Below are 22,996 nucleotides of genomic sequence, written 5' to 3'. Positions count from 1 at the left end.
CCGACATACCCAATTAGGGGGCTAGCGCGCAAATCGCTGGAACAACAGCCGCACCGGTTCCAGCAGCGCCATGCCGAGGAATATGCCGGCCAGGCGCTCGATGCCCAGCGCCGCATCGGGGCCGCCGTCCGGCACCAGCACTACCAGGAAGGCCAGCGCGAACTGCGTGCCGGCGTAGGTGATCGGCAACTTGCCGTTTTCGATGTGGCGGCCGACCATGACGCCGATGCAGGCGGCCAGCGTCATGATCAGCGGCGACGCGTGGCTCAGCAGCAGCACGGCCGTGGCCAGCAGACCGCCGATGCCGGCGCCGACCAAGCGATGGCGCAGCCGGGTCGCCGCCGGCGCTGCCAGCGCGGCCAGGTCCGCCATCGGCACCATCATCACGGCCATGATGGTGATGCTGCTCTGGCTGAGCGCTTGCAGGTGGAAAACGCGCCATACCCACGGAATCAGCGCCAGCGCGACGCCACCTTGCAACGCATGCAGGAAAGCAGCTTGACGGCATTCCAGCGCGATAGGCTCCGGCGTTGGAGGTTGCGTTGTGCGCGGTAGCGCCAGCATGGCCAGCGCGCTGACCAGCACCGCCGCGCCAGTGCCAACGCAGACTTCCAGCAAACGCGCTTGCGCAAACTGGCCCAGCGACTGGTCCGGGTGCTGCATGCCGTCCACCAGCACCATGGCAAACGACAGCCCGGCGATCAGCCAGCCATACCCGCGCCGGTCCAGCAACGCCAGATACAACGTGATGGCGCCACCCAGCGCCAGCGCGATGCTGAGCAGGGCGGTGGCGCGCATCAGTTGCGGCGCCAGCAGCCAGGCCAATGCCACGCCAGCCGCCGTGCCCAGCACGCGCAGGCCGCCGCGCCACAGGCTGTCTGCGAACGAGGTACGGATCACCATGTAGGCGCTGAACGCGGCCCAGCCGACATTGCCAACGCCCAGCAGATGCGACCAGAAGATCGCCAGCAACACCGACGCCAGGCAGATGATTTCGTCGGCCAGGCGCAGACTCACCGCAGGCCATGGCGCGAAATCTCGCCACAGCTCGGCAAGCAGCGCGCGCGGGCCAGTGTCGGGCTGATGGCGGTGCGGATGGTGCGGCTGCATGCTGGCCTCGCTGTCAGTCGGCTGCGGCCATGCTGGCCGCCATGGCCGGCCAATCCGAATAACCGGTGGCGTCGCCGCCGTACCAGTATTGCTTGGGCGCTTCCGCCAGTGGCGCGCCGCTACCCAGGCGCTGGATCAGGTCTGGATTGGCGATGAACGGCCGGCCGATGCTGAACAGGTCGGCATCGCCCGCCGCCAGCGTCTGCTCGGCCAGCGCCAGCGTGTACTGGTTGTTGGCGATGTAGGCGCCGCTGAAGCGCTGGCGCAACTCCGCAAAGCTGATGCCGTCATCGGCTTCGCGGCTCAGCTGCGTAACGCCTTCGATGTCGTGGATGTACAGCAGCCCCAGCCCGGACAGCGCATCGACATAGGCGCCAAACGTGGCCATGGTGTCGCTGTCGAGCGGCGTATTGCCGGGCGTGGTGGTCACCGGCGAGATGCGGATGCCGACTCGCTCCGCACCCCAGACCTCGACCACGGCGCGCACCACCTCCAGCGGCAAGCGCAGGCGGTTTTCCAGCGAGCCGCCATATTGATCGGTGCGGTGGTTGGTACTGTCGCGAACGAATTGCTCCAGCAGATAGTTATTGGCCGAATGGATCTCGACACCGTCGAAACCGGCCGCCTTGGCGTTGACGGCGGCGTGGCGATAATCGTCCACGATACCGGCGATCTCGGCGGTTTCCAGCGCACGCGGCGTGACGAAATCCTTCATGCCGTCATGCACGCGGATCTGGCCTTCCGGCCGGATCGCCGACGGCGCCACCGGCAGCGCGCCGGCCAGCATGTCCGGGTGCGACATGCGACCGGTGTGCCACAGTTGCAGGAAGATCTTGCCGTCGCGGCGATGCACCGCTGCGGTCACGCGCTGCCATGCGGCCACTTGCGCATCGGTCCAGATGCCCGGCGTGCGCGGATAGCCGCGTGCCTGCGCCGAAATGTTGGTGGCTTCGGTGATGATCAAGCCGGCGTCGGCGCGCTGCGCGTAGTAATCGGCCGCGTAGTCGGGCGGCACGCCGGCCTCGTCGGCGCGGCTGCGCGTCATCGGCGCCATGACGATACGGTTTTTCAGGCGCAGGCCGCCAAGGGTGACGGGCTGAAGAATAGGACTGATGGTTTTCATGAGGTCTGCTCCTGTTCAATCGACGATCTTGGCCCACACGGCCTGGGCGTTGGTGAATTCACGCAAGCCGAAGTGCGACAGCTCGCGTCCATAACCGCTTTTCTTCACGCCGCCGACCGGAATGCGGGCATTGGTGGCGGGATAGCCGTTGATGAACACGCCACCGGTTTCCAAACGGCGGGCGATGCGCTGCGCGCGTGCCACATCGCTGGTCCACAGGCTGCCGCCGAGGCCGTAGTCGCTGGTGTTGGCCAGTTCGATCGCGTGTTCGGCATTGGCAGCGACGGTGATGGCGGCGACCGGGCCGAAGGTCTCTTCATCAAACGCGGCCATGCCGGGCTGTACATCGGTCAGCACGGTCGGCTGGTAGAAATTGCCGGGACCGTCAACGATGTTGCCACCCAGCGCCAGCTTGGCGCCGGCTGCGATGGTGCGTTCGACCTGCTGGTGCAGCTCGGCGCGCAGATCGTTGCGCGCCATCGGGCCGATGGTGCTGGCTGGATCGAGCGGATCGCCGGCTCTAATCATCTTGGCGGCGGCGATGAATTTGCGGGTGAACTCTTCCGCAATCGGCTCTTCGAGAATGAAGCGCTTGGCCGCCAGGCACACCTGGCCGGCGTTCTGGAAGCGTGCTTCGATACCGGCTTTGACGGCCAGATCGATATTGGCGTCGGCCAGCACGATAAAGGCATCGGCGCCGCCCAGTTCCAGCAGGCTGCGCTTGAGCGCCTTACCGGCGGTGGCGGCCACGGCGGAACCGGCGCGCATGCTGCCGGTCAACGTGACGCCGGCGATGCGGGGATCTTCAATCACGCGCGCCACCGTGTCGTTGTCGGCAACCAGATTCGCGAACAGGCCCGGCGGGAAGCCGGCATCGTCATACGCCTGTTGCAACGCGTAGGCCGAGCCCATGACGTTCGGCGCATGCTTGAGCAGGAAGCCGTTACCGGACAACATGATCGGGCCGGAGGCGCGCACTACTTGCCACAACGGGAAATTCCACGGCATCACGGCCAGCACGGTACCAATCGGCAGATAAGACACATGCACCTGATCGTCGCCCTCGACGGCGACCGGCTCGTCGGCCAGGATGGCCGGGCCGTTATCGGCGATCCAGTCAATGGTGGCGGCGCATTTCTCCACCTCGCCGCGCGCGGCGCCGATGGTCTTGCCCATTTCGGCGGTGGTGATGGCGGCCAGCACGTCCTTGCGCTCGCGCAACGTGGTCGCCAGGCGGCGGTAAGCGGCGACGCGCTCGCGCATCGGCGTGGCGCGCCACAGGCGGAAGGCGGCGGCGTTGGCGGTCAGCAGACGCTCGACTTCGCTGGCGGTCTGGTATGCGTAGGTGGCGATCAGTTCGCCGGTGGCCGGATTGCGCGAAGTGGCGACGGCTGGGATTTGTTGGTTGGACATCGTGACTACTCCTGACGGTTAGGGCAGCACAATTGCTGCGATGACAGTCAGTGTAGGCAGGTCCGACGGGGGCAAGAAGGCGTGTTGTTATCCTATGACTGCGGGTCACTGGCAGCGTGACGGGGGATGTAAGTCACCAGCGACAGGTCCGGCCGGCCCTCCGGCGTCAGCGCCACGTAGGTGAAATCGATGTGCCCGCTGGTAGGGTGCTTGAGGCGCTTGCTGCCCTCGTCGAAGCCCTTGACCTCGGTATCCGGCCACCAGGCGCGGAACTCCGGACTCAGCTCCGACAGCTCTTCGATCAGGCGGTCGAACGGCGCCTTGTCCTGCGCCTGCGCGCGGGAGGCGCGGAACGTGTGGATCATGCCGCGCGCCATCTGCTCCCAGTCGAGGATCAACGTGCGGTAGGGGATGTAGAGAAACAGCAGCCGCAGCGTATTGCGCTCATGCGGCTGCAAGGAGCCGTAATCGACAAACAATTCGGCAATCGCATCATTCCAGGCCAGGATGTCGAGCTGGGCATTACGGACGTAGGCTGGAATCGGATTGATGGCGCGCACCAGCATTTCCAGGCCGGGACTGATGCCAGCGGCGGGAGCGGCGGCAGGCATTTCCAGGCCGCACAGCGCATACAAATGGGCCGACTCCACCCGGTCCAGCTTGAGCACTTTGCTGATGCGCCGCAGCGCGTCGGCGGAAGGCTGAATGTCGCGGCCCTGTTCCAGCCAGGTATACCAGCTGACGCTGACGCCAGCCAGCACCGCCACCTCTTCGCGCCGCAAGCCCGGCGTGCGGCGCGGCCCCTCGGGAAGACCGAACTCCGCCGGCTGCAAGCGCGCGCGGCGGCTGGACAGGAAACTGCCAAATTCATGCCGCTGTTCAGATGTGGGTCTGCTGCTCATGCTAGCGAAACTCAGGCTTCCATTGCCGCGCTAAGCTCGGCGATGGTGGCGCGCAGCTGGTCGCGGAACCGCAGCATCGAGTCGTCTTGTTCTTCGTTGGTGTTGAAATTTGTCCACCAGTCTTCCTCGCGCGCGGCATCCGAGACCGCGTCGGCGTGACCGCTGTTACGCTTGAACTTTTCGTAATACTCGCGGCTCTGGCAGACATAGTGGTTGAAACGAAACTGCTCATAACTCGGCAGATTGTCCTTCAGATAACCCACATTGATCGGGCGCATCTGCTCATCAACCGTGCCATGCGGCGTCTTGAACACATTGCTGCAAAAGCTGACCGCGATTTTCTGCCGGCCCTTGACGATGCTTTTGACACGGCGGTGCGCCAGGAATCCTTCGATGTTGGCGCGGCGCGTGTAGTTTTCGGTGATCAGGCCTTCCGGTTCCGTCAGGTGGCCGGCGCTGCCGAAGTTGACGTTGTAGGCGGCGACGGCCGACATCGGCTGGTAGTTATAGGGCCACAGCGCTTCCTGCATGGTGTTGTGCTGGGTCGGGAAGATGAATTCGTCGCCATCAATGAAGGCCATCCAGTCGACGTCGTTCATGTAGTTGTCGCATGTGTGCTGGAACGCCATCAGCTGCACCCGATCGGCCTGGTCGTTGACCGCGACGGCGGTGATGTCGAGCCGCTTCTGGAGCTTGAGAATGATCTCCTCGGTGTTGTCGTCGCACAGATGGGCGTAGAAATAGAACTTGCGAAAGCCGATCATGTAGTGGAACGCAAACCATTCCAGCAACCAGGGACCGCGATTCCGCTGGATGCTTACCAAGCCCAATATCATTTGCGATTCCCTTGTCAACGTTACGGTGTAGTTGGGCAATTATAGTGGGAATCGCCTGTTCCAGGTATCAAGGCAACATCGCCTGTCACTTACTCCACCGTCACCGACTTGGCCAGGTTGCGCGGCTTGTCGACATCGGTGCCGCGTGCCACTGCTGTGTGGTAAGCCAGCAATTGCAGCGACACCACGTGCAGGATCGGCGACAGCAGGCCGTAGTGTTCCGGCAGGCGGATCACGTGGACGCCTTCGCCCGAGGTGATGCGCGAGTCGACGTCGGCGAAGACGTACAGCTGGCCGCCGCGCGCGCGCACTTCCTGCATGTTGGACTTCAGTTTTTCGATCAGCGCATCGTTCGGCGCCACCGTCACCACCGGCATTTCTTCCGTCACCAGCGCCAGCGGGCCATGCTTCAGTTCGCCCGCTGGATAGGCTTCGGCGTGGATGTAGGAAATCTCTTTCAGCTTGAGCGCGCCTTCCAGGGCGATCGGGTAGTGCATGCCGCGGCCGAGGAACAGGGCGTTTTCCTTGCGCGCGAAATCTTCGGCCCAGGCGATGATCTGCGGTTCCAGCGCCAGCACCGAGGCGATCGCCACTGGCAGGTGACGCATCGATTTCAGGTGCTCGGCTTCTTCGGCGTCGGTCAGGCGGCCGTTGATTTGCGCCAGCGCCAGCGTCAGCAGGAACAGGCCGGCCAGCTGGGTGGTGAAGGCTTTGGTCGAGGCCACGCCCACTTCAACGCCGGCGCGGGTGATGTAGGCCAGTTTGCATTCGCGCACCATGGCGCTGGTGGCGACGTTGCAGATGGTCAGCGTGTGTTCCATGCCCAGGCTGCGCGCGTGCTTGAGCGCGGCCAGGGTGTCGGCGGTTTCGCCGCTTTGCGAGATGGTGACCACCAGCGAGTTCGGGTGCGGCACGCTGTCGCGGTAGCGGTATTCCGAGGCGATTTCGACGTTGACCGGGATCCTGGCCACCGATTCGATCCAGTATTTGGCGGTCAGGCCCGAGTAGTAGCTGGTGCCGCAGGCCAGGATCAGCACGCGGTCGATCTGCTTGAAGACGTTGTAGGCGCCGTCGCCGAACAGCTCGGGCATGATGCCGGTGACGCCTTCCAGCGTGTCGCCGATGACGCGCGGCTGCTCGAAGATTTCTTTCTGCATGTAGTGACGGTACGGGCCCAGCTCGGCCGCGCCGGTGTGCGCCTGCACGGTTTTAACGTCGCGCTGCGCCGGCTTGCCGTTGCTGTCGACGATCCACACGCGGCCCAGTTGCAGGTCGACCACGTCGCCTTCTTCCAGGTAGATGATCTGGTCGGTGGTGCCGGCCAGCGCCATGGCGTCCGAGGCGACGAAGTTTTCGCCCTGGCCGACGCCGACGATTAGCGGCGAACCCTGGCGCGCGGCCACCACGCGGTGCGGTTCTTCGCGGTGGAACACGGCGATCGCATAGGCGCCGGTCAGGCGTTTGACGGCTTGCTGCACGGTGTCGAACAGGTCGCCGTTGTACATGTCGTCAACCAGGTGGGCGATGACTTCGGTGTCGGTCTGGCTCTGGAAGACGTAGCCGAGCGCGGTCAGTTCGGCGCGCAGTTCGTCGTGGTTTTCAATAATGCCGTTGTGGACCAGGGCGATGCGCGCCAGGTCGGCCGACGGCGAAAAGTGCGGGTGGGCATTGTGCGAAGCCGGCGCGCCGTGCGTGGCCCAGCGGGTGTGGGCGATGCCGGTGAAGCCTTTCAGGTGTGCTTCTTCGATTTGCTGTTCGAGGTCGGTCACGCGCGAGGTGCTGCGCGAGCGTTGCAACTGGCCATCCACGTGCAGGGCGACGCCGCAGGAATCGTAACCACGGTATTCCAGGCGCTTCAGGCCTTCCAGCAGGATGGGAGTGATATTACGTTGCGCTACCGCGCCGACGATGCCGCACATGGGGAACCTCTTCAATTAAGTCAGGAAACCATCGTAGAACAGCGGCGATGAAATAAGCTTTCTAATTACCGCCATATTTGGCATAAAATTTCATCGTCCACATTGAGTGAAATATTCTTTCAATAAATCATGATAGATGAAATAGATCGTCGCATTCTGAATGCGCTGCAAGTTGATGCTTCTCAAACCAACGCTGAATTAGCGGCGGCCGTGCACGTCTCGCCGCCTACCTGCTTGCGGCGGGTCAAGCAATTGCGCGAAGCGGGTGTGATCCAGCGCCAGGTGGCGATTGTGGCGCCGGAAAAAGTCGGCCCCAGCCTGACCGCGCTTGTGGAAATCTCATTAGATATCCAGGCTGCCCAGCGCATGGCGGAGTTTGAAGCGCTGGTCGCCGCCGAGGCGGCCGTGCTGCAATGCTACCGCGTGGCGCCGGGGCCGGATTTTGTGCTGGTGGTGCAGGTGGCGGATATGCCGGCGTATCACGCGCTGGCACACCGCCTGTTCGCCAGCCACGCCAATGTGCGGAATGTGAAGGCGTATTTCTCCACTTTCCGCAGCAAGTTCGAGACCCGCGTTGCCCTGTGAACAAAGTTATACAGGCTTATCCCAAGGATAAATACAGCCTATCCAAAGGCTTATACAGGGCTTTTCCTCAGCTTATGCACTCGCTTATCCATGGGCTGTTCACAGATTTAGTCACAAGCTTATCCACAGGTGTTTTCAGAACTTCGCCGTCAGCGAAAGGCTGATGTTGCGCGGTTCTCCCCAGAATACGCCGTCGTAAAAGCCGATGTTGCGGTAATACTTTTTGTCGGTCAGGTTGCTGATGTTCAGCTGGGCGTGCAGGTTGCGGTTGATTTCGTAGCCCGCCATCACGCTCAACAGCGCATAGCCGCCCTGAGTCAGGCGCGCCAGCGGTGCCCCGGCCGGCGCTTGTGGACGGCCGTACCAGGATTCGCTCCAGATCGCACTTTGCGCCTGCACGCTGCCGCCCACTTTCAGGCCGGGCAGCACGCTGTCCAGTTTGTAGGCGCTGGACAGGCGCAGCAGGTGACGCGGCTGGGTAGGCTCGCCGCGCAGGCCATCGGCCGTCGCTACGTCCAGGTAGGTGTAGCCGCCGCTCAGGTTCCAGTTGGCCGAGAGCTGGCCGGACAGGTCGAACTCGATGCCGCGCGCGGTCAGACCGTCGCCATCGGCCACGTAGGCCATGCTGCCGTCCGGCAGCAGGAAGCCGCTCGGCACGCTGCGGTCCAGCAGCGCCAGGTTTTTCTTCAGCGTACGGAACACGGCGGCCGAGGCGTTCAGGCGCTTGTCGAAGAATTCTCCCTTGATGCCGATTTCGCTGTTGGTACCGGTTTCCGGCGCCAGCAGGTGGTTGTTCTTGTCCTTGCGCGTTTGCGGGTTGAACAGCGACGTGTAGCTGGCGTACAGCGACAGCTGGTGATTCAGGTCGTAGACCAGGCCGGCATACGGCGTGGTTTCGTTCCTGGTTTCCTGCAGGTTGCTGCAGCCGGTGAATTTGCCGCTGGTGTCGAAGGCCGAGTCCTCGGTGCGGTAGTTGCTCAGGCGCGCGCCGGCGATCAAAGTCAGCGGCTCGGTCAGGCTGAAGCGGCCGGCGATGTAGGCGCCGCCCAGTTTGGTTTCGGTCTCGGTATGTGAGCCGTCCGGCGTGAAGGTCGGCTTGGGGATGTTGCCGGTCCAGCTGCGGTAGTCGGGAATCGCGGCTGGATACAGGACGTTGGCCGTGCCGCCCTGGCTGCTGCTGACCTGCTTGCCGCCGTTCCAGCCGGTGATCAGCGTGTGCTGGCGGCCCAACAGCGTGAACGGGCCGGTGGCGTACAGGTCGTAGTTGTCGTTGATGGCCTTGCCTTCGCCCCAGACGCCGCTCCACAAGCTCATGCCGCCGCCGGTGACGGTGTTGGGATGGCCGGAGCCGCCGTAGGCCACGGTGGTGTTGTTGCGGCTGTCGGTGCGAGCGTAGCCCAGGTGCAGTTTCCAGCCGGCGCCGAAGCGCTGGTCGAGCGAGGCGAAGGCGGTTTGCTGCTTGTTGGCCCAGGTGCTCCACGGCGTAGTCAGCGTGAAGTTGCGCGGCATATTGGCCAGCGTGCCATCGGCGTTCCAGTAGGGCACGGCACCCCAGGTGGCGCCGGTCGGCGTGTTGCGCTGGAAGTCGATGCCGGCGGTCAGCAGCGTGCCCGGCGTCAGATCGGCTTCGACGATCGCCATGCCGACGGTTTTGCGCTCGTGATACAGGTCGATGTAGGAATCGCGGTCTTCATGGGCGATGGCGACGCGGCCGCGCACCTTGCCGTCCGCGCTCAGTGGCGAGCTCAGGTCGACCTCGGCGCGTTGATCGTCCCAGCGGCGCAGGATGACGCTGGCGCTGCCTTGCAGCGTGCGGCCGGGGCGCTTGCGCACCATGTTGACGGCGGCCGACGGGTCGCCGGTGCCGCCCATCAGGCCGGTGGCGCCGCGCACCACTTCGATGCGGTCGTACAGGATGGTGTCCGACAGCGGCGAATTCGAGCCCATCGGCATGCCGTCCACCTGGATGTTGGTGATGCTGAAGCCGCGCGCGTAGAAGCTGGTGCGTTCGCTATCCTGCTGGCCGATCATGACGCCGGTGGTCAGGCCCAGCGCTTCGTCCAGGCGATTGATGCCGAAATCGTCCATCAGCGCGCGGCTGATCACGCTGACCGATTGCGGCGTGTCGCGGATCGACATTTCCATGCGGGTGGAAGTGTGGGCCGAGCCGGCCGAGTAGGAATCATCGCTGCTGTTCTGGCCTTTGACCTCGACTTTGGTGATCGGATCTTCTTCGGCGGCCAGCGCAGGGTAGGCGGCGCTCAGCGCCAGTGCCAGTGCGGTGATGTGCAACTTGTGATTCATCTTACATTCCCATTTTGTTGTGATTGGTACTAGTAAGACCGGCGATCACAAAAAAGGGGACACGCTTTATGCGGCCGCCATCAGGCATTGCATGAATGCCGCCGCCATGTAGCGCTTGACGGTGCGCACGGTGACGCCGAGGCGCTGGCCGATGTCGCTATAGCCCAGCCCTTCCAGCTGCGACAGCAGGAAGGCTTCGCGCGTCTTGGGCGGCAGGCCGTCCAGCATGCGGTCGATTTCGTGCAGGGATTCGAGGATCAGCAGCCGTTCTTCCGGCGACGGCGCCTGGCACGGCGGCAGCTGGACCAGCACTTCGAGATAGGCGCGTTCCAGCGACTGCCGTTCGGCGTAGTTGATCAGCAGGCGCTGCGCCACCGTGGCCAGATAAGCGCGCGGTTGGCGCATGCCGGTGCAGCAGTGCTCAGGCTGGCACAGGATGCGAACGAAGGTTTCCTGCGCCAGGTCGGCCGCGTAATCGGCGCCGTTGGCCTTGCGGCGCAGCCAGCCGAGCAGCCAGCGGTGGTGGTCTGCGTACAAATTGCCTACGTCGGAGCGGGGTGCGATCGGGTGCACAACGGCCTACATTGAATGAGAATTATTCTCATCGTAGCATTTTTAGTATGGTTTGGCCAACACGGCTGATTTATCCCATGGTTATCCGAGGGATATTCCATCTATTCTCCACAGCTTTATGCACAGCGATATTGCGTTGGAAAAAGTTATCCTGTACTTATCCGGGTCTTATCCAGCACTTGCTCCAGTGCTTACGCACAGAGTTATGCACATTTGCTGAAAAACCGGGCTGGGTGGTGGTGAGTACGGCAACATGCAAGCCTTGTATACCTCGCTTGCAAATAAATGGTGTACTTGCCCACCTGTTTTCCCGTGCTTAATCAGCCCTTACTCACAACGTTATCCACAATAAAAAACGGCGCCCGCAGGCGCCGCTTGGCATAACTGGGCTCAGCCCGCTTATTTTTTGATCTTGACCGGACGGGTCCAGTTTTCGATGGTCACCTGGCGCGGACGCGAGACCGTCAGCTTGCCGGCCGGCGCGTCCTTGGTCAGCGTGGTGCCGGCGCCGAGCGTCGCGCCTTTGCCGACGGTGACCGGGGCCACCAGCTGGCTGTCGCTGCCGATGAAGCAGTCGTCTTCGATGACGGTGCGGAATTTGTTGGCGCCGTCGTAGTTGCAGGTGATGACGCCGGCGCCGATGTTGACGCGCGAGCCGATGGTGGCGTCGCCGATGTAGGCCAGGTGGTTGGCCTTGCTGTGCGCGGCCACCTGGCCGTTTTTGATTTCGACGAAGTTACCCACATGCACGTCCTCGGCCAGCACGGTGCCGGGACGCAGGCGCGCATACGGACCGATCAGCGAGGCTTCGCCGACCACCGCTTCCTCGATGTGGCAGAACGGCTTGATCTGGGCGCCGGCCAGGATGCGGGCGTTGACCAGCACGCTGTGGGCGGCGATGTGCACGCCGTCGCCCAGCTCAACCTTGCCCTCGAACACGCAGCCGACGTCGATGGTGACATCGCGGCCGCAGATCAGCTCGCCACGCACATCGATGCGCGACGGGTCCATCAGCGTCACGCCCTGTTCCAACAGGCGGTTGGCGATGTTGCGCTGGTGGATGCGTTCCAGCTCGGCCAGCTGGACCTTGCTGTTGACGCCGGCGACTTCCCACTGCGCCGACGGCTGGGCCGATACCACCGGCACGCCATCCGCCACGGCCAGCGCGACGATGTCGGTCAGGTAATACTCGCCCTGGGCGTTTTCGTTCTTGATCGCGCCCAGCCATTTCTTCAGCAGTGGAGTAGGCGCGACCATGATGCCGCTGTTGATCTCTTTGATGGCACGTTCGGCCTCGTTGGCGTCTTTTTGCTCGACGATGCGCACTATGTGCCCATCCACACGGACGATTCTGCCCAAACCTGTAGGATCAGCTTGTTCAACCGTCAGAATACCAAGCTTGTCGTTACCGGCGGCGGACACCAGCGCCTGCAGCGAAGCGGTGGTGGTCAGCGGCACGTCGCCGTACAGGATCAGGGTTGGGACCTTGTCGTCCAGCTCCGGCAGCGCCTGGATCACGGCGTGGCCGGTGCCCAGTTGCTGCTCCTGCAACGCGGTGGCGATCTGCTCCGGCTGCTTGGCCAGCAGCGCCTGCACGGCTGCGCCGCCATGCCCGTAGATCACGCATAATCGGCTGGCGGACAGGCTGCGTGCCGTATCCAGCACGTGCTGCAACAGCGGCTTGCCCGCCAAAGGATGCAAAACTTTCGGCAGCGCGGATTGCATGCGCTTGCCCATGCCGGCGGCGAGGATAACGACGTTCATAGAGGTGCCAAATCGAGAGAGTGTCAAATGCAAAAGTCTAACATGCCCCTGCCGGCCCGCCGGACGCTATACAGCCTGTTCCTGATCGCGCTCATGGCCGCGCTGGCCGCCTGCAGTTCGCTGCGCCTGGCCTATAACAATGGCGACACGCTGCTGTACTGGTGGATCGACGGCTATGTCGACCTGACCTCGGAGCAGAAGAGCGCGGTCAAGGAAGATATCGACAAGCTGTTCCACTGGCATCGCAAGACCCAGCTGAACGACTACGCGCAGATCCTGCAAACCGCGCAGCGCCAGCTGGCCGCCGGCGCCACCCAGGCCGACTTGCAAACGGATTTCGACGACATCAAGAAACGCACCGAGGCGCTGCTGCTGAAGGCCACGCCGGAACTGGCCGAGCTGGCGCGCTCGCTGCAACCGGAACAGATCGCTACGCTGGAGCGCAAGTTCGCCGCCAACAATGCCGATTTCCGCAAGAAAAACATGCGCGGCGACCGCGAGGCGCAACAGCGCTTCCGCTACAAGAAATCGATGGAGCAGTTCGAGCTGTGGTTTGGCAGCTTTAGCTCCGAGCAGGAAGTGGCGATCCGCAAGGCGTCCGATGCGCGTCCACTCAACAATGAGATCTGGCTGGATGAACGCACCCGCCGTCAAAACAACATCCTGGCGGCGGTACGCAAGGTGCAGAGCGAGAAGCTGAGCCAGGAAGCCACGCAGACGCTGATCCAGGGCCTGATCAAGGATGGCTTCCAGCGCCTGGAAACCTCCGACCGCAAAGCCTTCTTCGACAGCTACGAGGCGGCCAACCTGCAACTGGTGCTGACGGTGATCAACCTGGCGACGCCGGCGCAGAAAGCCCATGCACAGCGCCGCATGCAGGGCTGGATCGACGACTTCCGGACCTTGGCGGCGGATCAGCGATAAGCGCTGCTGTGGTATCATGGCCTGTTGAATCAATGACTTAGAACAGCGTCACATGCCAAAGAAGCCCTCTAGCAAGCCCGCCAAACCAGCCAAGGTGCCGGTCCACGGTCCGCAGCACGCCAATCAAGTGCGCATTATCGGTGGCCAGTGGAAACGCACGCCGCTGCCAGTGCTCAGCGCGCTGGGCCTGCGGCCGACGCCTGACCGCGTGCGCGAAACCGCATTCAACTGGATCAACCACCAGCGCGACGCCAACTGGGCCAACGCGCAGGTGCTGGATCTGTTCGCCGGCAGCGGCGCTTTGGGCTTTGAGGCGGCCAGCCGTGGCGCGCAGTCCGTGACCATGATCGACAGCAATGCGCAAGTCACGCGCCAGCTGGAAGAAATCAAGCTGAAGCTGAAGGCCGAGAACGTGCAGATCATGCGCGGCGACGCGCTGTCGGTGGCGCAATCGGCCGCCGCGCGCGGTCAGCGCTACGATCTGATCTTCCTCGATCCGCCGTACCAGCAGAGCTTGCTGGAGAAAACCCTGCCGCTGTGCAGCAAACTGCTGAAAGAGGGCGGCCTGGTGTACGCCGAGTCCGGGCTGGCGCTGGAGTTCGCCGAAGGCGAGACGCCGGAGTGGCTGGCGGACTGGGAAATCATTCGGGCTGACAAAGCCGGAATGGTGTTCTATCATTTATTAAAATACAAATCCTAATCGGCTGTATTTCCTGCTAAAACCGCCCCAAATTAAGGCAATTTTAAGCAAAAGCCGATTTTCAGGCATAATGCGCGTTCTATATTGGTGCACTGCAGGGAGCCGCAATGGTAGTAGCTGTTTATCCAGGAACTTTCGATCCGCTGACCCGTGGTCACGAAGATCTGGTGCGTCGCGCATCCGGTCTGTTCGACACGCTGGTGGTTGGCGTGGCCGACAGCAAGAACAAGAAGCCTTTCTTCTCGCTGGATGAACGCCTGGAAATTGCCAATGAAGTGCTGGGCCATTATCCGAACGTGCGGGTGGAGAGTTTCTCCGGCCTGCTGAAAGATTTCGTGCGCGAGCACGATGCGCGCGTGATCGTGCGCGGCCTGCGCGCCGTGTCCGACTTCGAGTACGAGTTTCAAATGGCGGGCATGAACCGCTACCTGCTGCCGGACGTCGAGACCATGTTCCTGACGCCGTCCGACCAGTATCAATTCATCTCCGGCACCATCGTGCGCGAAATCGCCATGCTGGGCGGGGATGTCTCCAAGTTTGTATTCCCATCGGTGGACCGTTGGCTGAAGAAGAAAATCGCCGACAACCCCACCGACCAGGCAAAGTAAGCGAGTTCTGTCATGGCATTAATGATCACCGACGACTGTATTAATTGCGACGTATGCGAGCCCGAGTGCCCGAACGACGCCATTTACATGGGCGCGGAAATTTACGAAATCAATCCGGATAAATGCACCGAATGCGTCGGCCACTTCGATGAGCCGCAATGCCAGCAGGTGTGCCCGGTCAGCTGCATCCCGTTCAATCCGGATGTGCGCGAAACCAAAGACCAGCTGTTCGCCAAGTTCGAGCTGCTGCAGATCGCCAAGGCCTGAGAAGCCAAAAATCTACAAAAAGCATGACCGTGCGGCCAGACGCGCCGCCACGTCTCTACGGTGGTATAGTCCGATCACACCTATCACGGAGACATTCATGAACCGTAGAACCATTCTGCATACCCTGATGGCCGTTGCGATCGCTGCGGCGCTGCCTTCCTTCGCCTTTGCCGCCGTCGATGTGGCCGGCGTCAAATTCGACGACACCGTCACCGTGGCCGGCCAGCCGCTCAAGCTGAACGGCGCCGGCCTGCGCACCAAGGTCATCTTCAAGGTCTATGCGGCCGGTTTATATCTGACGGACAAGAAATCCACCGTGCCGGACGTGCTGGCCGTGCCGGGCCCGCGCCGGGTGGCCATCACCATGCTGCGCGAAGTCAGCTCGGAAGAGTTCGGCAAAGCCTTCACGGACGGCCTCAACGCCAATACCGGCAAGGATGAGCGCAACAAGATCCTGCCGCAAATCATGAAGTTTGGTGAAGTGTTCGCGCAGACGCCGGTGCTGAAGAAGGGCGACCAGCTGTCGCTGGACTGGACCCCGAACGAGGGCACCCAGTGCTATTTGAATGGCAAGAAAATCGGGGAGTTGATGCCGGACCTGGCGTTCTATAACGCCGTGCTGCGTATCTGGCTGGGTGATAAGCCGGTGGACAGTTCGTTGAAACCGGCGCTGCTCGGCGAAAAGTAATGCTGCGTCGCAGTATCAGGCACGCGTCGCCAGCTGGCGGCGCTGCAGGCGTTGTTCGCGCGTCAGCTTCGGCTTGACCACCAGCACGGCGGCGCGCGCGCAGCCCAGCAGCAGTGGCTTGAACAGCACCACCAGACCACCACTCACGGCGACCAGCAGCGCCAGCTTGATAGCTGCGAACAGAGAAAAATCTTGTATTGCGGAAATCATGATGGACACAGTTTGGCGGTAGCTTTAGAATCTGATGTAACTATAGTGCGCCGCAACATAGTTATCCAATTTCCTTTCGCGATAACAATTATTCGATTGGTGAATGGACTGTGCTATCGTTATTTCTCCAACATCTACTCCCCTGAGCCGCCATGAGCTTTCTGACGCTGGACCTGAACCTGCTGCGTGTTTTCGACGCCGTGATGACAGAGCAAAATCTGACACGCGCCGCCGGCCATCTGGCCATGACCCAGCCGGCGGTATCCAACGCCATCAAGCGCCTGCGCGAAAGCCTGGGCGATGAATTGCTGATCCGCACCGCCTACGGCGTCAAGCCGACGCCGCGCGCCGAAGCGCTGTGGCCGTCCGTGCGCGGCGCGCTGGCCAGCCTGGAAGCGGCGGTGGCGCCGGAGACCTTCGACGTCTCGGCCGCCCACGCTACTTTCCGTATGGCGATGGCCGATGCGACCGCCGCCATGTGGCTGCCGTCGCTGATGCGCTCGATCGAGAGCGAAGCGCCCGGCATCAACGTGCGCATGGTGCCGCTGACCACGCGCGAGCCGCGGCCGATGCTGCTGCGCGGCGATATCGACCTGGCGGTGGGCTTCTTCCCCGGCGTGGCGGCGCAGCTGTCGTATGAGACCGGTTCGCCGATCCGCCACGAGCGTCTGTATTCCGGTAAATATGTGTGCGTGATGCGGCGCGACCATCCGCTGGCCAAGGTCGAACTGAACCTGGACAACTATTGCGCCGCCAACCACTTGCTGGTGAGTTTCTCCGGCCGCGCGCATGGCCTGGTCGACGAAGCGCTGGCCCAGCTGCAACGCGAACGCCGCATCCTGCTGACGGTGAATCAGTTCTTCACCGCCGGCCGCGTGGTGGCCAATTCGGACCTGGTGACGGTGCTGCCGCGCCACCTGATCGCCGCCACCGGCATGACCGACGCGCTGGCGCACAAGGAATTGCCGTTCCAGTTGCCGGCGGTCCACCTGGACATGCTGTGGCACGAACGCGATGCGCGCAGCCCGGCGCACAAATGGCTGCGCACCCATCTGGAAAAGATGAACACCCAGACCCAGCGCGCGGTCAACACCCTGCCAACGCCAACCCAGGCGCCGGCTTCTTCCCGTTAATGACTGGAGCGGTATCCAATGCGGAAACCGCCCCAGTGCTTGCCATCCACATAAATCGGCGCCGACAGGTCATGCATGACCTCGCCGGTATCGCGCTTGTACGTCTGTAGCAGGAACGGCTTGGTATTCGAGCCGCAGCGCTTGCCCGTGCGGTCGCTGAAGATGCGTTTCGTCCGATTGTTGACGATGTCGATATCGTAGTTGCCGGTCAGTGGCTGCGAAAACTTCTTGTTATGGGTGGGGAAATAGCCGTTGTTATCCACAGTGCCGGCGTAGGCCAGTTGCGGCATGGCTTGCAGCAAGCCTTCCTGCAAGGACGGCAGCACGCGGTCAGTGAAATCGTCGAACTTGGTCTTGTGCTTGGGCGGATCGGTGTTCGGAATCGGCGTGTAGTGACGGTCCCACAGCGCCTCGCGCTTGATCTGGCCGCTGGCGATGGCGCGTTCGAAAATCTTGCCCACTTCCGCCGCCGCCCGCTGCGCCGCCTCGCGGATCGCATCGTGCGAGGTGACGATCGACGATTCACCCAGCGCGCCGGTGATGATTTCCGCCCGTTCCGCCAACGCCATGGCCGAGCTGGCCGCGCGCGGCAATTCCTTCTCGGTGGACAACAGGCTGTCGCGGATGCTGGCGATGGCGTGGGCGATTTCCTCGGTGGTCACAACGTGCTCACGCGACGCCCGGGCGATCTGGCCGATTTCATCTTCCGACACGCCCGACGACTGCTCGATATTGCCCAGCAGCCCGTGCACGGTTTCCACATTGCCGGCCGCCTCACTGACTTTGATCGCCAGCGAATTCATGCCGGTAGCGGCCTTTTCCGCCTGCTGGTTAATCTCGCGCACCATGGCGCTGATTTCATCGGTGGCTTCCTTGGTGCGCAGCGCCAGCTGGCGCACTTCGCTGGCCACCACAGCAAAGCCACGGCCCTGTTCGCCGGCGCGCGCAGCCTCGATGGCGGCATTCAGCGCCAGCAGGTTGGTGCGGGCGGAGATTTCGCTGATGGCCTCGGTAAAGCCGTAGATTTTGCGGGAATTGGATTGCAGCGCCGTCATCACGGCGGCGGCGGTTTGCGCGTCCTCGCGGGCGGTGCGGATGCGTTGCAGGCCATGGTCGGCCTCGGCGCGTCCGGCTACGGTTTCGCCGCGCACCTGGGCGGCGATTTTGGCGGCGCGCTCGGCGTTGGCGGCGATGCGCTCGGTGGTGTCGGCGTTCAGGCTGGAGCTTTGGACGATGCTGCCGGCGGTGCTGACGTCCAGTTCGATCTTCTTCTTGACCGAGTCGACGAAATACGAGGTTTCCGCCGCGCCGATCATGATGGCGTCGATTTCCTCGCCGACGGTCTGGGCGAAATGCCGCACGCCGCCCTCGTCGCTATTCTGGCGCGCGGCCCACCACGCGACGGCGGCCCCGCCCAGCGCGGCGGGAATGGCCGCCGTGATGGGGCCGGCGCCCGCCAGGTTGAACAAATAGGCGAGGCAGGTACCGCCTGCCGTCGCTCCCAAAATCCACAATCCACGTTGCACCAACTTATGCTGCAAAAGCTTCATCTGTCCCCCGTTGTTCAACAGGCGCCTTGGGCGTCTCCAAATTTTATTTCTTTGATGCTATTTTATGGGCAACTTGGTGGTATTCTTGACTTCTTCCATCACGGCGTAGGTGTGGGTTTCACGGACGCCTTTCTGGAGCAGGGTTTTACCCAGGAATTCGCGGTAGGCAGCCATGTCCTTGACGCGCGCTTTGACCAGGTAGTCGAAGCCGCCGGCAACCATGTGGCATTCCAGCACTTCCGGGATGACCTGCACGCTGTGTTTGAAGGCGTCGAAGACTTCGGGTGTGGTGCGGTCCAGCACGACCTCGATAAAGACCAGCAGGGAGACATCCAGCAGTTGCGGGTTTAACTGGGCGGTGTAGCCCATGATATACCCGGACTCGTGCAGCTTGCGCACACGTTCCAGGCAAGCGGCGGGAGACAGATTCACCCGCGCAGCCAGCTCCACATTGGAGATGCGACCGTCGCTCTGCAATTCCATCAAGATTTTTTTGCTGATCTTGTCTAACATTTCCGGGAACTCCCAAATAAATATTATTTGGTTAAATTGTCTCACTAAAAACAATCTATTGCTAGCCCCCCGCATTACCAGAATTAATCCAGAAGAATTACCACTACAATCGAATCATAAGCAGTTCACTTTAAATCACGCTCGCCGGCTTCGCTGACGGGCGTGTTTTTGTACGTGGACCGGCTCCCGATTCTTCTTCTGAGAGTACCCCATGCAAGCAGCAGTCTCCTCCGGTTTTACCCCGTTTGCCGCCCTCCAGGCCGAAATCCTGCGCGACCCGATTCCCCTGCGCGCCGCAGTGACGGCCGCCTATAGAAAAGACGAAATCAGCGCGGTTGAATGGCTGGTCGGCCAGCTCAGCAATCACGACGATATCAGCCTCCAGCAGGCGCAGCAATTGGCCCATAAACTGGTCAGTTCGGTGCGCGCGGAACGCACCCGCGCGTCGGGTGTGGACGCGCTGATGCACGAGTTTTCGCTGTCGTCGGACGAGGGTGTGGCGCTGATGTGTCTGGCTGAAGCACTGTTGCGTATTCCCGACAATGCCACCGCCGATCGCCTGATTGCCGACAAAATCAGCAAGGGCGACTGGCGCAAGCACCTGGGCGAGTCGCCGTCGCTGTTCGTCAACGCCGCCACCTGGGGTCTGCTGATTACCGGCAAGCTGGTCTCGACCAATAGCGAAACCGGCCTCGGCTCGGCGCTGACCAAGCTGATTTCCAAGGGCGGCGAGCCGCTAATCCGCAAAGGCGTGGATCTGGCGATGCGCATGCTGGGCAACCAGTTCGTCACCGGCCAGACCATCGACGAGGCGATCAAGAACGGCCAGGCCAACGAGGCGCGCGGCTACCGTTATTCCTACGACATGCTGGGCGAAGCCGCGCTGACCGAAGCCGACGCCAGGAATTACTATGCCTCCTACGAAACCGCGATCCACGCGATCGGCAAGGCCTCGAACGGCCGTGGCATCCGCAACGGTCCCGGCATTTCGGTGAAACTGTCGGCGCTGCACCCGCGCTACAGCCGTGCCCAGCACCAACGCGTGATGGAAGAACTGCTGCCGCGCGTACGCGCGCTGGTGCTGCTGGCCAAGCAATACAACATCGGCCTGAATATCGATGCGGAAGAGGCCGATCGCCTGGAATTGTCGCTGGATCTGATGGAAGCCCTGGCGCACGATCCGGACCTGGCCGGTTTCGAGGGCATCGGCTTCGTGGTGCAGGCGTACCAGAAGCGCTGCCCGTTCGTCATCGACTACCTGATCGACCTGGCCAAGCGCAGCGGCCGCAAATTCATGGTGCGCCTGGTCAAGGGCGCTTACTGGGATGCGGAAATCAAGCGCGCCCAGGTGGACGGCATGAGCGGCTATCCGGTCTACACCCGCAAGGTCTACACCGACGTCTCCTACTTGGTGTGCGCGCAGAAACTGCTCGGTGCACAAGGCCTGATCTATCCACAATTTGCTACCCACAACGCGCAAACCCTGTCGACCATCTACACCTGGGCCAAGCGCGACGGTGTGAACGACTATGAATTCCAGTGCCTGCACGGCATGGGCGAGTCGCTGTACGACCAGGTGGTGGGCAAGGACAACCTGGACAAGGCCTGCCGCATCTACGCGCCGGTCGGCACCCACGAAACGCTGCTGGCCTACCTGGTGCGCCGCCTGCTGGAAAACGGCGCCAACTCGTCGTTCGTCAACCAGATCGTCGACGAAGCGATCCCGATCGAGTCGCTGCTGCGCGATCCGGTTGCGGCCGCGCGCGAACAGGGCGGCCTGCCGCATCCTGGCATCGCCCTGCCGCTGGATATGTTTGGCGACCGCAAGAACTCGGCCGGTTTCGACCTGGCCAACGAAAACGTGCTGCGCGATATTTCGGCCGCGCTGGCCGAACCACGCAGCTGGCACGCCGCGCCGTTGCTGGCGGGTGGCGTCAGCGCCGGTCAGCCGGTGCAAAACATCACCAATCCCGCGCAACGTGGCGACATCGTCGGCCAACTGGTCGAAGCCAGCGCCACCGACGTGGAAGTCGCGCTGACCAGCGCCAGCAACTTCGCCATGGACTGGCAAACCACCGAACCGGCCGTGCGCGCCGCCGCGTTGCTGAACGCCGCCGACCTGTTCGAAGCCAATGCCGTCGAACTGATGACGCTGGCTATCCGCGAAGCCGGCAAATCGCTGCCGAACGCAATTGCCGAAATCCGCGAAGCGGTCGACTTTCTGCGCTACTACGCCGGCGAAGTCAGCGGCGCGACCAACACCCTGGCGCTGGGCCCAGTTACCTGCATCAGCCCGTGGAACTTCCCGCTGGCGATCTTCACCGGCCAGGTGGCGGCCTCGCTGGCGGCCGGTAACGTGGTGCTGGCCAAGCCGGCCGAGCAAACGCCGCTGATCGCCCACCGCGCAGTCGAGCTGCTGCACGAAGCCGGCATTCCGCGCGCCGCGCTGCAATTCCTGCCGGGCCGCGGCGAAGTGGTCGGCGCCGCGCTGACTGCCGACAGCCGCGTCAAGGGCGTGATCTTCACCGGCTCGACCGAAGTGGCGCAACTGATCAACCGCACGCTGGCCAAGCGCGCCACCGCTGAAAACGCCGATATCCCGCTGATCGCCGAAACCGGCGGCCAGAACGCCATGATCGTCGACTCGTCGGCGCTGCCGGAGCAGGTGGTGCAGGATGCGATCTCGTCGGCCTTCGACAGCGCAGGCCAGCGTTGCTCGGCGCTGCGTGTGCTGTTCCTGCAGGAAGATATTGCCGACAAGACCATCAAAATGCTCAAAGGCGCGATGCAAGAGCTGAAAGTCGGCTCGCCGGACCGCCTGGTGACCGATATCGGCCCGGTGATCGATGCCGAAGCACAGCACAACCTGCTGGCCCACATCAACAAGCTGAAAGCGACTGCAGTCGATTACTACTCGCTGGACTTGCCGTCGGAAGTGACCACGGCCGGCACCTTTGTGCCGCCAACCGTGCTGGAAATCCGCTCGCTGGCCGAGCTGACGCAGGAAGTGTTCGGCCCGGTCATGCACGTGATCCGCTACAAGCGTTCGGAATTGCCGAAAGTGGTCGAGCAAATCAACGCCAGCGGCTTCGGCTTGACCTTGGGCGTGCATTCGCGCATTGATGAAACCATCGACTACATCACCAGCCGCGCACACGTCGGCAATATCTACGTCAACCGCAACATCGTTGGCGCAGTGGTGGGTGTGCAGCCATTCGGCGGCGAAGGCAAATCGGGCACCGGCCCGAAAGCCGGCGGTCCGCTGTACCTGAAACGCCTGCAGCGCGGCGCCAGCACGGCGCCGGTGCATGCCCGCGTCGGCACGCCGGCGCTGGATGCGTTGGCAGGCTGGGCCAAGCAACACGGCTACGAGCGCGCTTCCAGCCTGGCGGAGCAATACAGCCGCTCGACCATGCTGGGCAGCCTGACCACGTTGCCTGGCCCGACTGGCGAGCGCAACACGCTGGCGCTGGTGTCCCGCGGCACGGTGGCCTGCATGGCCGGCACGCTGGAAGGCTTGCTGAACCAGCTGGCGGCAGTGCTGGCAACCGGCAACACTGCGGTGGTGTCGGGCGCTACCGCACATCTGGTGCCGGCGGACTTGCCGGTAGCCGTCAAAGACCGCATCCAGACCGTTACCGACCTGGAAAACTGCGATTTCCAGATCGCGCTGGTGGAATCGATGATGGCCAAGAGCCAGCACAACGCTTTGGCGGCCCGTAGCGGGGCGCTGGTGGGCCTGATCAGCACGAATGAGGAGAGCAGCATCCCTCTGTGGCGTTTGCTCGCTGAGCGCGCTCTGTGCGTGAATACGACGGCAGCCGGCGGCAATGCCAGCCTGATGACGCTCGAAACCGCGTAAAACGCCAAATTT

General features: G+C 62.7%; 20 protein-coding genes. 8 read left to right on the top strand and 12 right to left on the bottom strand.

The window, feature by feature from the left end:
• Positions 1-21: 21 nt before the first annotated feature.
• The 6 genes from GTP69_RS15050 to glmS form a co-directional block, all read right to left on the bottom strand.
• Positions 22-1,110 carry an FUSC family protein gene (locus GTP69_RS15050; protein ID WP_161055631.1) on the bottom strand — a complete coding sequence of 363 codons (1,089 nt, stop codon included), beginning with the start codon at positions 1,108-1,110 and terminating at the stop codon, positions 22-24.
• Between the two features lie 13 nt (positions 1,111-1,123).
• Positions 1,124-2,233 (bottom strand): alkene reductase, encoded by a 1,110-nt coding sequence (locus GTP69_RS15045; RefSeq protein WP_161055630.1) that lies wholly within the window; start codon positions 2,231-2,233, stop codon positions 1,124-1,126.
• 15 nt (positions 2,234-2,248) lie between these two features.
• On the bottom strand, positions 2,249-3,646 hold the full coding sequence (locus GTP69_RS15040; RefSeq protein WP_161055629.1) for an NAD-dependent succinate-semialdehyde dehydrogenase: 1,398 nt from the start codon (positions 3,644-3,646) through the stop codon (positions 2,249-2,251).
• Positions 3,647-3,738: 92 nt separating this feature from the next.
• Positions 3,739-4,548 carry a helix-turn-helix transcriptional regulator gene (locus GTP69_RS15035; protein ID WP_161055628.1) on the bottom strand — a complete coding sequence of 270 codons (810 nt, stop codon included), beginning with the start codon at positions 4,546-4,548 and terminating at the stop codon, positions 3,739-3,741.
• A gap of 11 nt (positions 4,549-4,559) precedes the next feature.
• Positions 4,560-5,384, bottom strand: coding sequence for a glycosyltransferase family 92 protein (locus GTP69_RS15030; RefSeq protein ID WP_161055627.1), 825 nt, complete (start codon positions 5,382-5,384; stop codon positions 4,560-4,562).
• A gap of 89 nt (positions 5,385-5,473) precedes the next feature.
• A complete protein-coding gene (gene glmS / locus GTP69_RS15025) occupies positions 5,474-7,303 on the bottom strand; it encodes a glutamine--fructose-6-phosphate transaminase (isomerizing) (RefSeq protein ID WP_161055626.1) in 1,830 nt (609 codons plus the stop codon).
• A 129-nt stretch (positions 7,304-7,432) separates the two neighbouring features.
• On the opposite strand from glmS, the gene GTP69_RS15020 reads away from it, so the two are divergent.
• Positions 7,433-7,888 carry an Lrp/AsnC family transcriptional regulator gene (locus GTP69_RS15020; protein ID WP_161055625.1) on the top strand — a complete coding sequence of 152 codons (456 nt, stop codon included), beginning with the start codon at positions 7,433-7,435 and terminating at the stop codon, positions 7,886-7,888.
• A 135-nt stretch (positions 7,889-8,023) separates the two neighbouring features.
• Here GTP69_RS15020 and GTP69_RS15015 read toward each other — a convergent pair whose 3' ends face one another.
• The 3 genes from GTP69_RS15015 to glmU all read right to left on the bottom strand — a co-directional run bounded on the left by GTP69_RS15015 (position 8,024) and on the right by glmU (position 12,529).
• The gene (locus GTP69_RS15015) at positions 8,024-10,192 is read right to left on the bottom strand and encodes a TonB-dependent siderophore receptor (RefSeq protein ID WP_161055624.1); all 2,169 of its coding nucleotides are present in this window, start codon (positions 10,190-10,192) and stop codon (positions 8,024-8,026) included.
• Between the two features lie 66 nt (positions 10,193-10,258).
• On the bottom strand, positions 10,259-10,756 hold the full coding sequence (locus GTP69_RS15010; protein ID WP_371867954.1) for a sigma-70 family RNA polymerase sigma factor: 498 nt from the start codon (positions 10,754-10,756) through the stop codon (positions 10,259-10,261).
• Between the two features lie 408 nt (positions 10,757-11,164).
• Entirely contained in the window at positions 11,165-12,529 is a 1,365-nt protein-coding gene (gene glmU, locus GTP69_RS15005; RefSeq protein ID WP_161055622.1) for a bifunctional UDP-N-acetylglucosamine diphosphorylase/glucosamine-1-phosphate N-acetyltransferase GlmU, read from the bottom strand.
• A gap of 27 nt (positions 12,530-12,556) precedes the next feature.
• On the opposite strand from glmU, the gene GTP69_RS15000 reads away from it, so the two are divergent.
• From GTP69_RS15000 to GTP69_RS14980, 5 genes are all read left to right on the top strand, one after another.
• Positions 12,557-13,453, top strand: coding sequence for a DUF6279 family lipoprotein (locus GTP69_RS15000; protein WP_229260957.1), 897 nt, complete (start codon positions 12,557-12,559; stop codon positions 13,451-13,453).
• Positions 13,454-13,505: 52 nt separating this feature from the next.
• Positions 13,506-14,153: a 16S rRNA (guanine(966)-N(2))-methyltransferase RsmD gene (gene rsmD / locus GTP69_RS14995; protein WP_161055621.1), complete on the top strand. Its 648-nt coding sequence runs from the start codon at positions 13,506-13,508 to the stop codon at positions 14,151-14,153.
• 107 nt (positions 14,154-14,260) lie between these two features.
• Complete coding sequence (gene coaD, locus GTP69_RS14990) at positions 14,261-14,761, top strand: pantetheine-phosphate adenylyltransferase (RefSeq protein ID WP_161055620.1); 501 nt, start codon at positions 14,261-14,263, stop codon at positions 14,759-14,761.
• Between the two features lie 12 nt (positions 14,762-14,773).
• On the top strand, positions 14,774-15,028 hold the full coding sequence (locus tag GTP69_RS14985) for a YfhL family 4Fe-4S dicluster ferredoxin (RefSeq protein ID WP_110846032.1): 255 nt from the start codon (positions 14,774-14,776) through the stop codon (positions 15,026-15,028).
• A gap of 97 nt (positions 15,029-15,125) precedes the next feature.
• Positions 15,126-15,716, top strand: coding sequence for a chalcone isomerase family protein (locus GTP69_RS14980; RefSeq protein WP_161055619.1), 591 nt, complete (start codon positions 15,126-15,128; stop codon positions 15,714-15,716).
• Between the two features lie 15 nt (positions 15,717-15,731).
• Here GTP69_RS14980 and GTP69_RS14975 read toward each other — a convergent pair whose 3' ends face one another.
• The gene (locus GTP69_RS14975) at positions 15,732-15,926 is read right to left on the bottom strand and encodes a hypothetical protein (RefSeq protein WP_161055618.1); all 195 of its coding nucleotides are present in this window, start codon (positions 15,924-15,926) and stop codon (positions 15,732-15,734) included.
• A 152-nt stretch (positions 15,927-16,078) separates the two neighbouring features.
• Between GTP69_RS14975 and GTP69_RS14970 the strand changes: the two genes are divergently transcribed.
• The gene (locus GTP69_RS14970) at positions 16,079-17,059 is read left to right on the top strand and encodes a LysR family transcriptional regulator (protein ID WP_161055617.1); all 981 of its coding nucleotides are present in this window, start codon (positions 16,079-16,081) and stop codon (positions 17,057-17,059) included.
• On the opposite strand, the gene GTP69_RS14965 is transcribed toward GTP69_RS14970, so the two are convergent.
• Positions 17,056-18,609 (bottom strand): methyl-accepting chemotaxis protein, encoded by a 1,554-nt coding sequence (locus tag GTP69_RS14965; RefSeq protein ID WP_161055616.1) that lies wholly within the window; start codon positions 18,607-18,609, stop codon positions 17,056-17,058. The genes GTP69_RS14970 and GTP69_RS14965 overlap by 4 nt on opposite strands.
• Before the next feature lie 57 nt (positions 18,610-18,666).
• The gene (locus tag GTP69_RS14960) at positions 18,667-19,122 is read right to left on the bottom strand and encodes an Lrp/AsnC ligand binding domain-containing protein (protein ID WP_008443393.1); all 456 of its coding nucleotides are present in this window, start codon (positions 19,120-19,122) and stop codon (positions 18,667-18,669) included.
• Positions 19,123-19,333: 211 nt separating this feature from the next.
• Between GTP69_RS14960 and putA the strand changes: the two genes are divergently transcribed.
• Positions 19,334-22,984 carry a trifunctional transcriptional regulator/proline dehydrogenase/L-glutamate gamma-semialdehyde dehydrogenase gene (gene putA / locus GTP69_RS14955; protein WP_161055615.1) on the top strand — a complete coding sequence of 1,217 codons (3,651 nt, stop codon included), beginning with the start codon at positions 19,334-19,336 and terminating at the stop codon, positions 22,982-22,984.
• Positions 22,985-22,996: the final 12 nt, after the last annotated feature.

This window comes from Duganella levis (assembly GCF_009857605.1).
GTDB lineage: Bacteria > Pseudomonadota > Gammaproteobacteria > Burkholderiales > Burkholderiaceae_D > Rugamonas > Rugamonas levis.
Note: the sequence above shows the minus strand (reverse complement) of the source record. Positions and strands in the feature narration are given on the sequence as shown.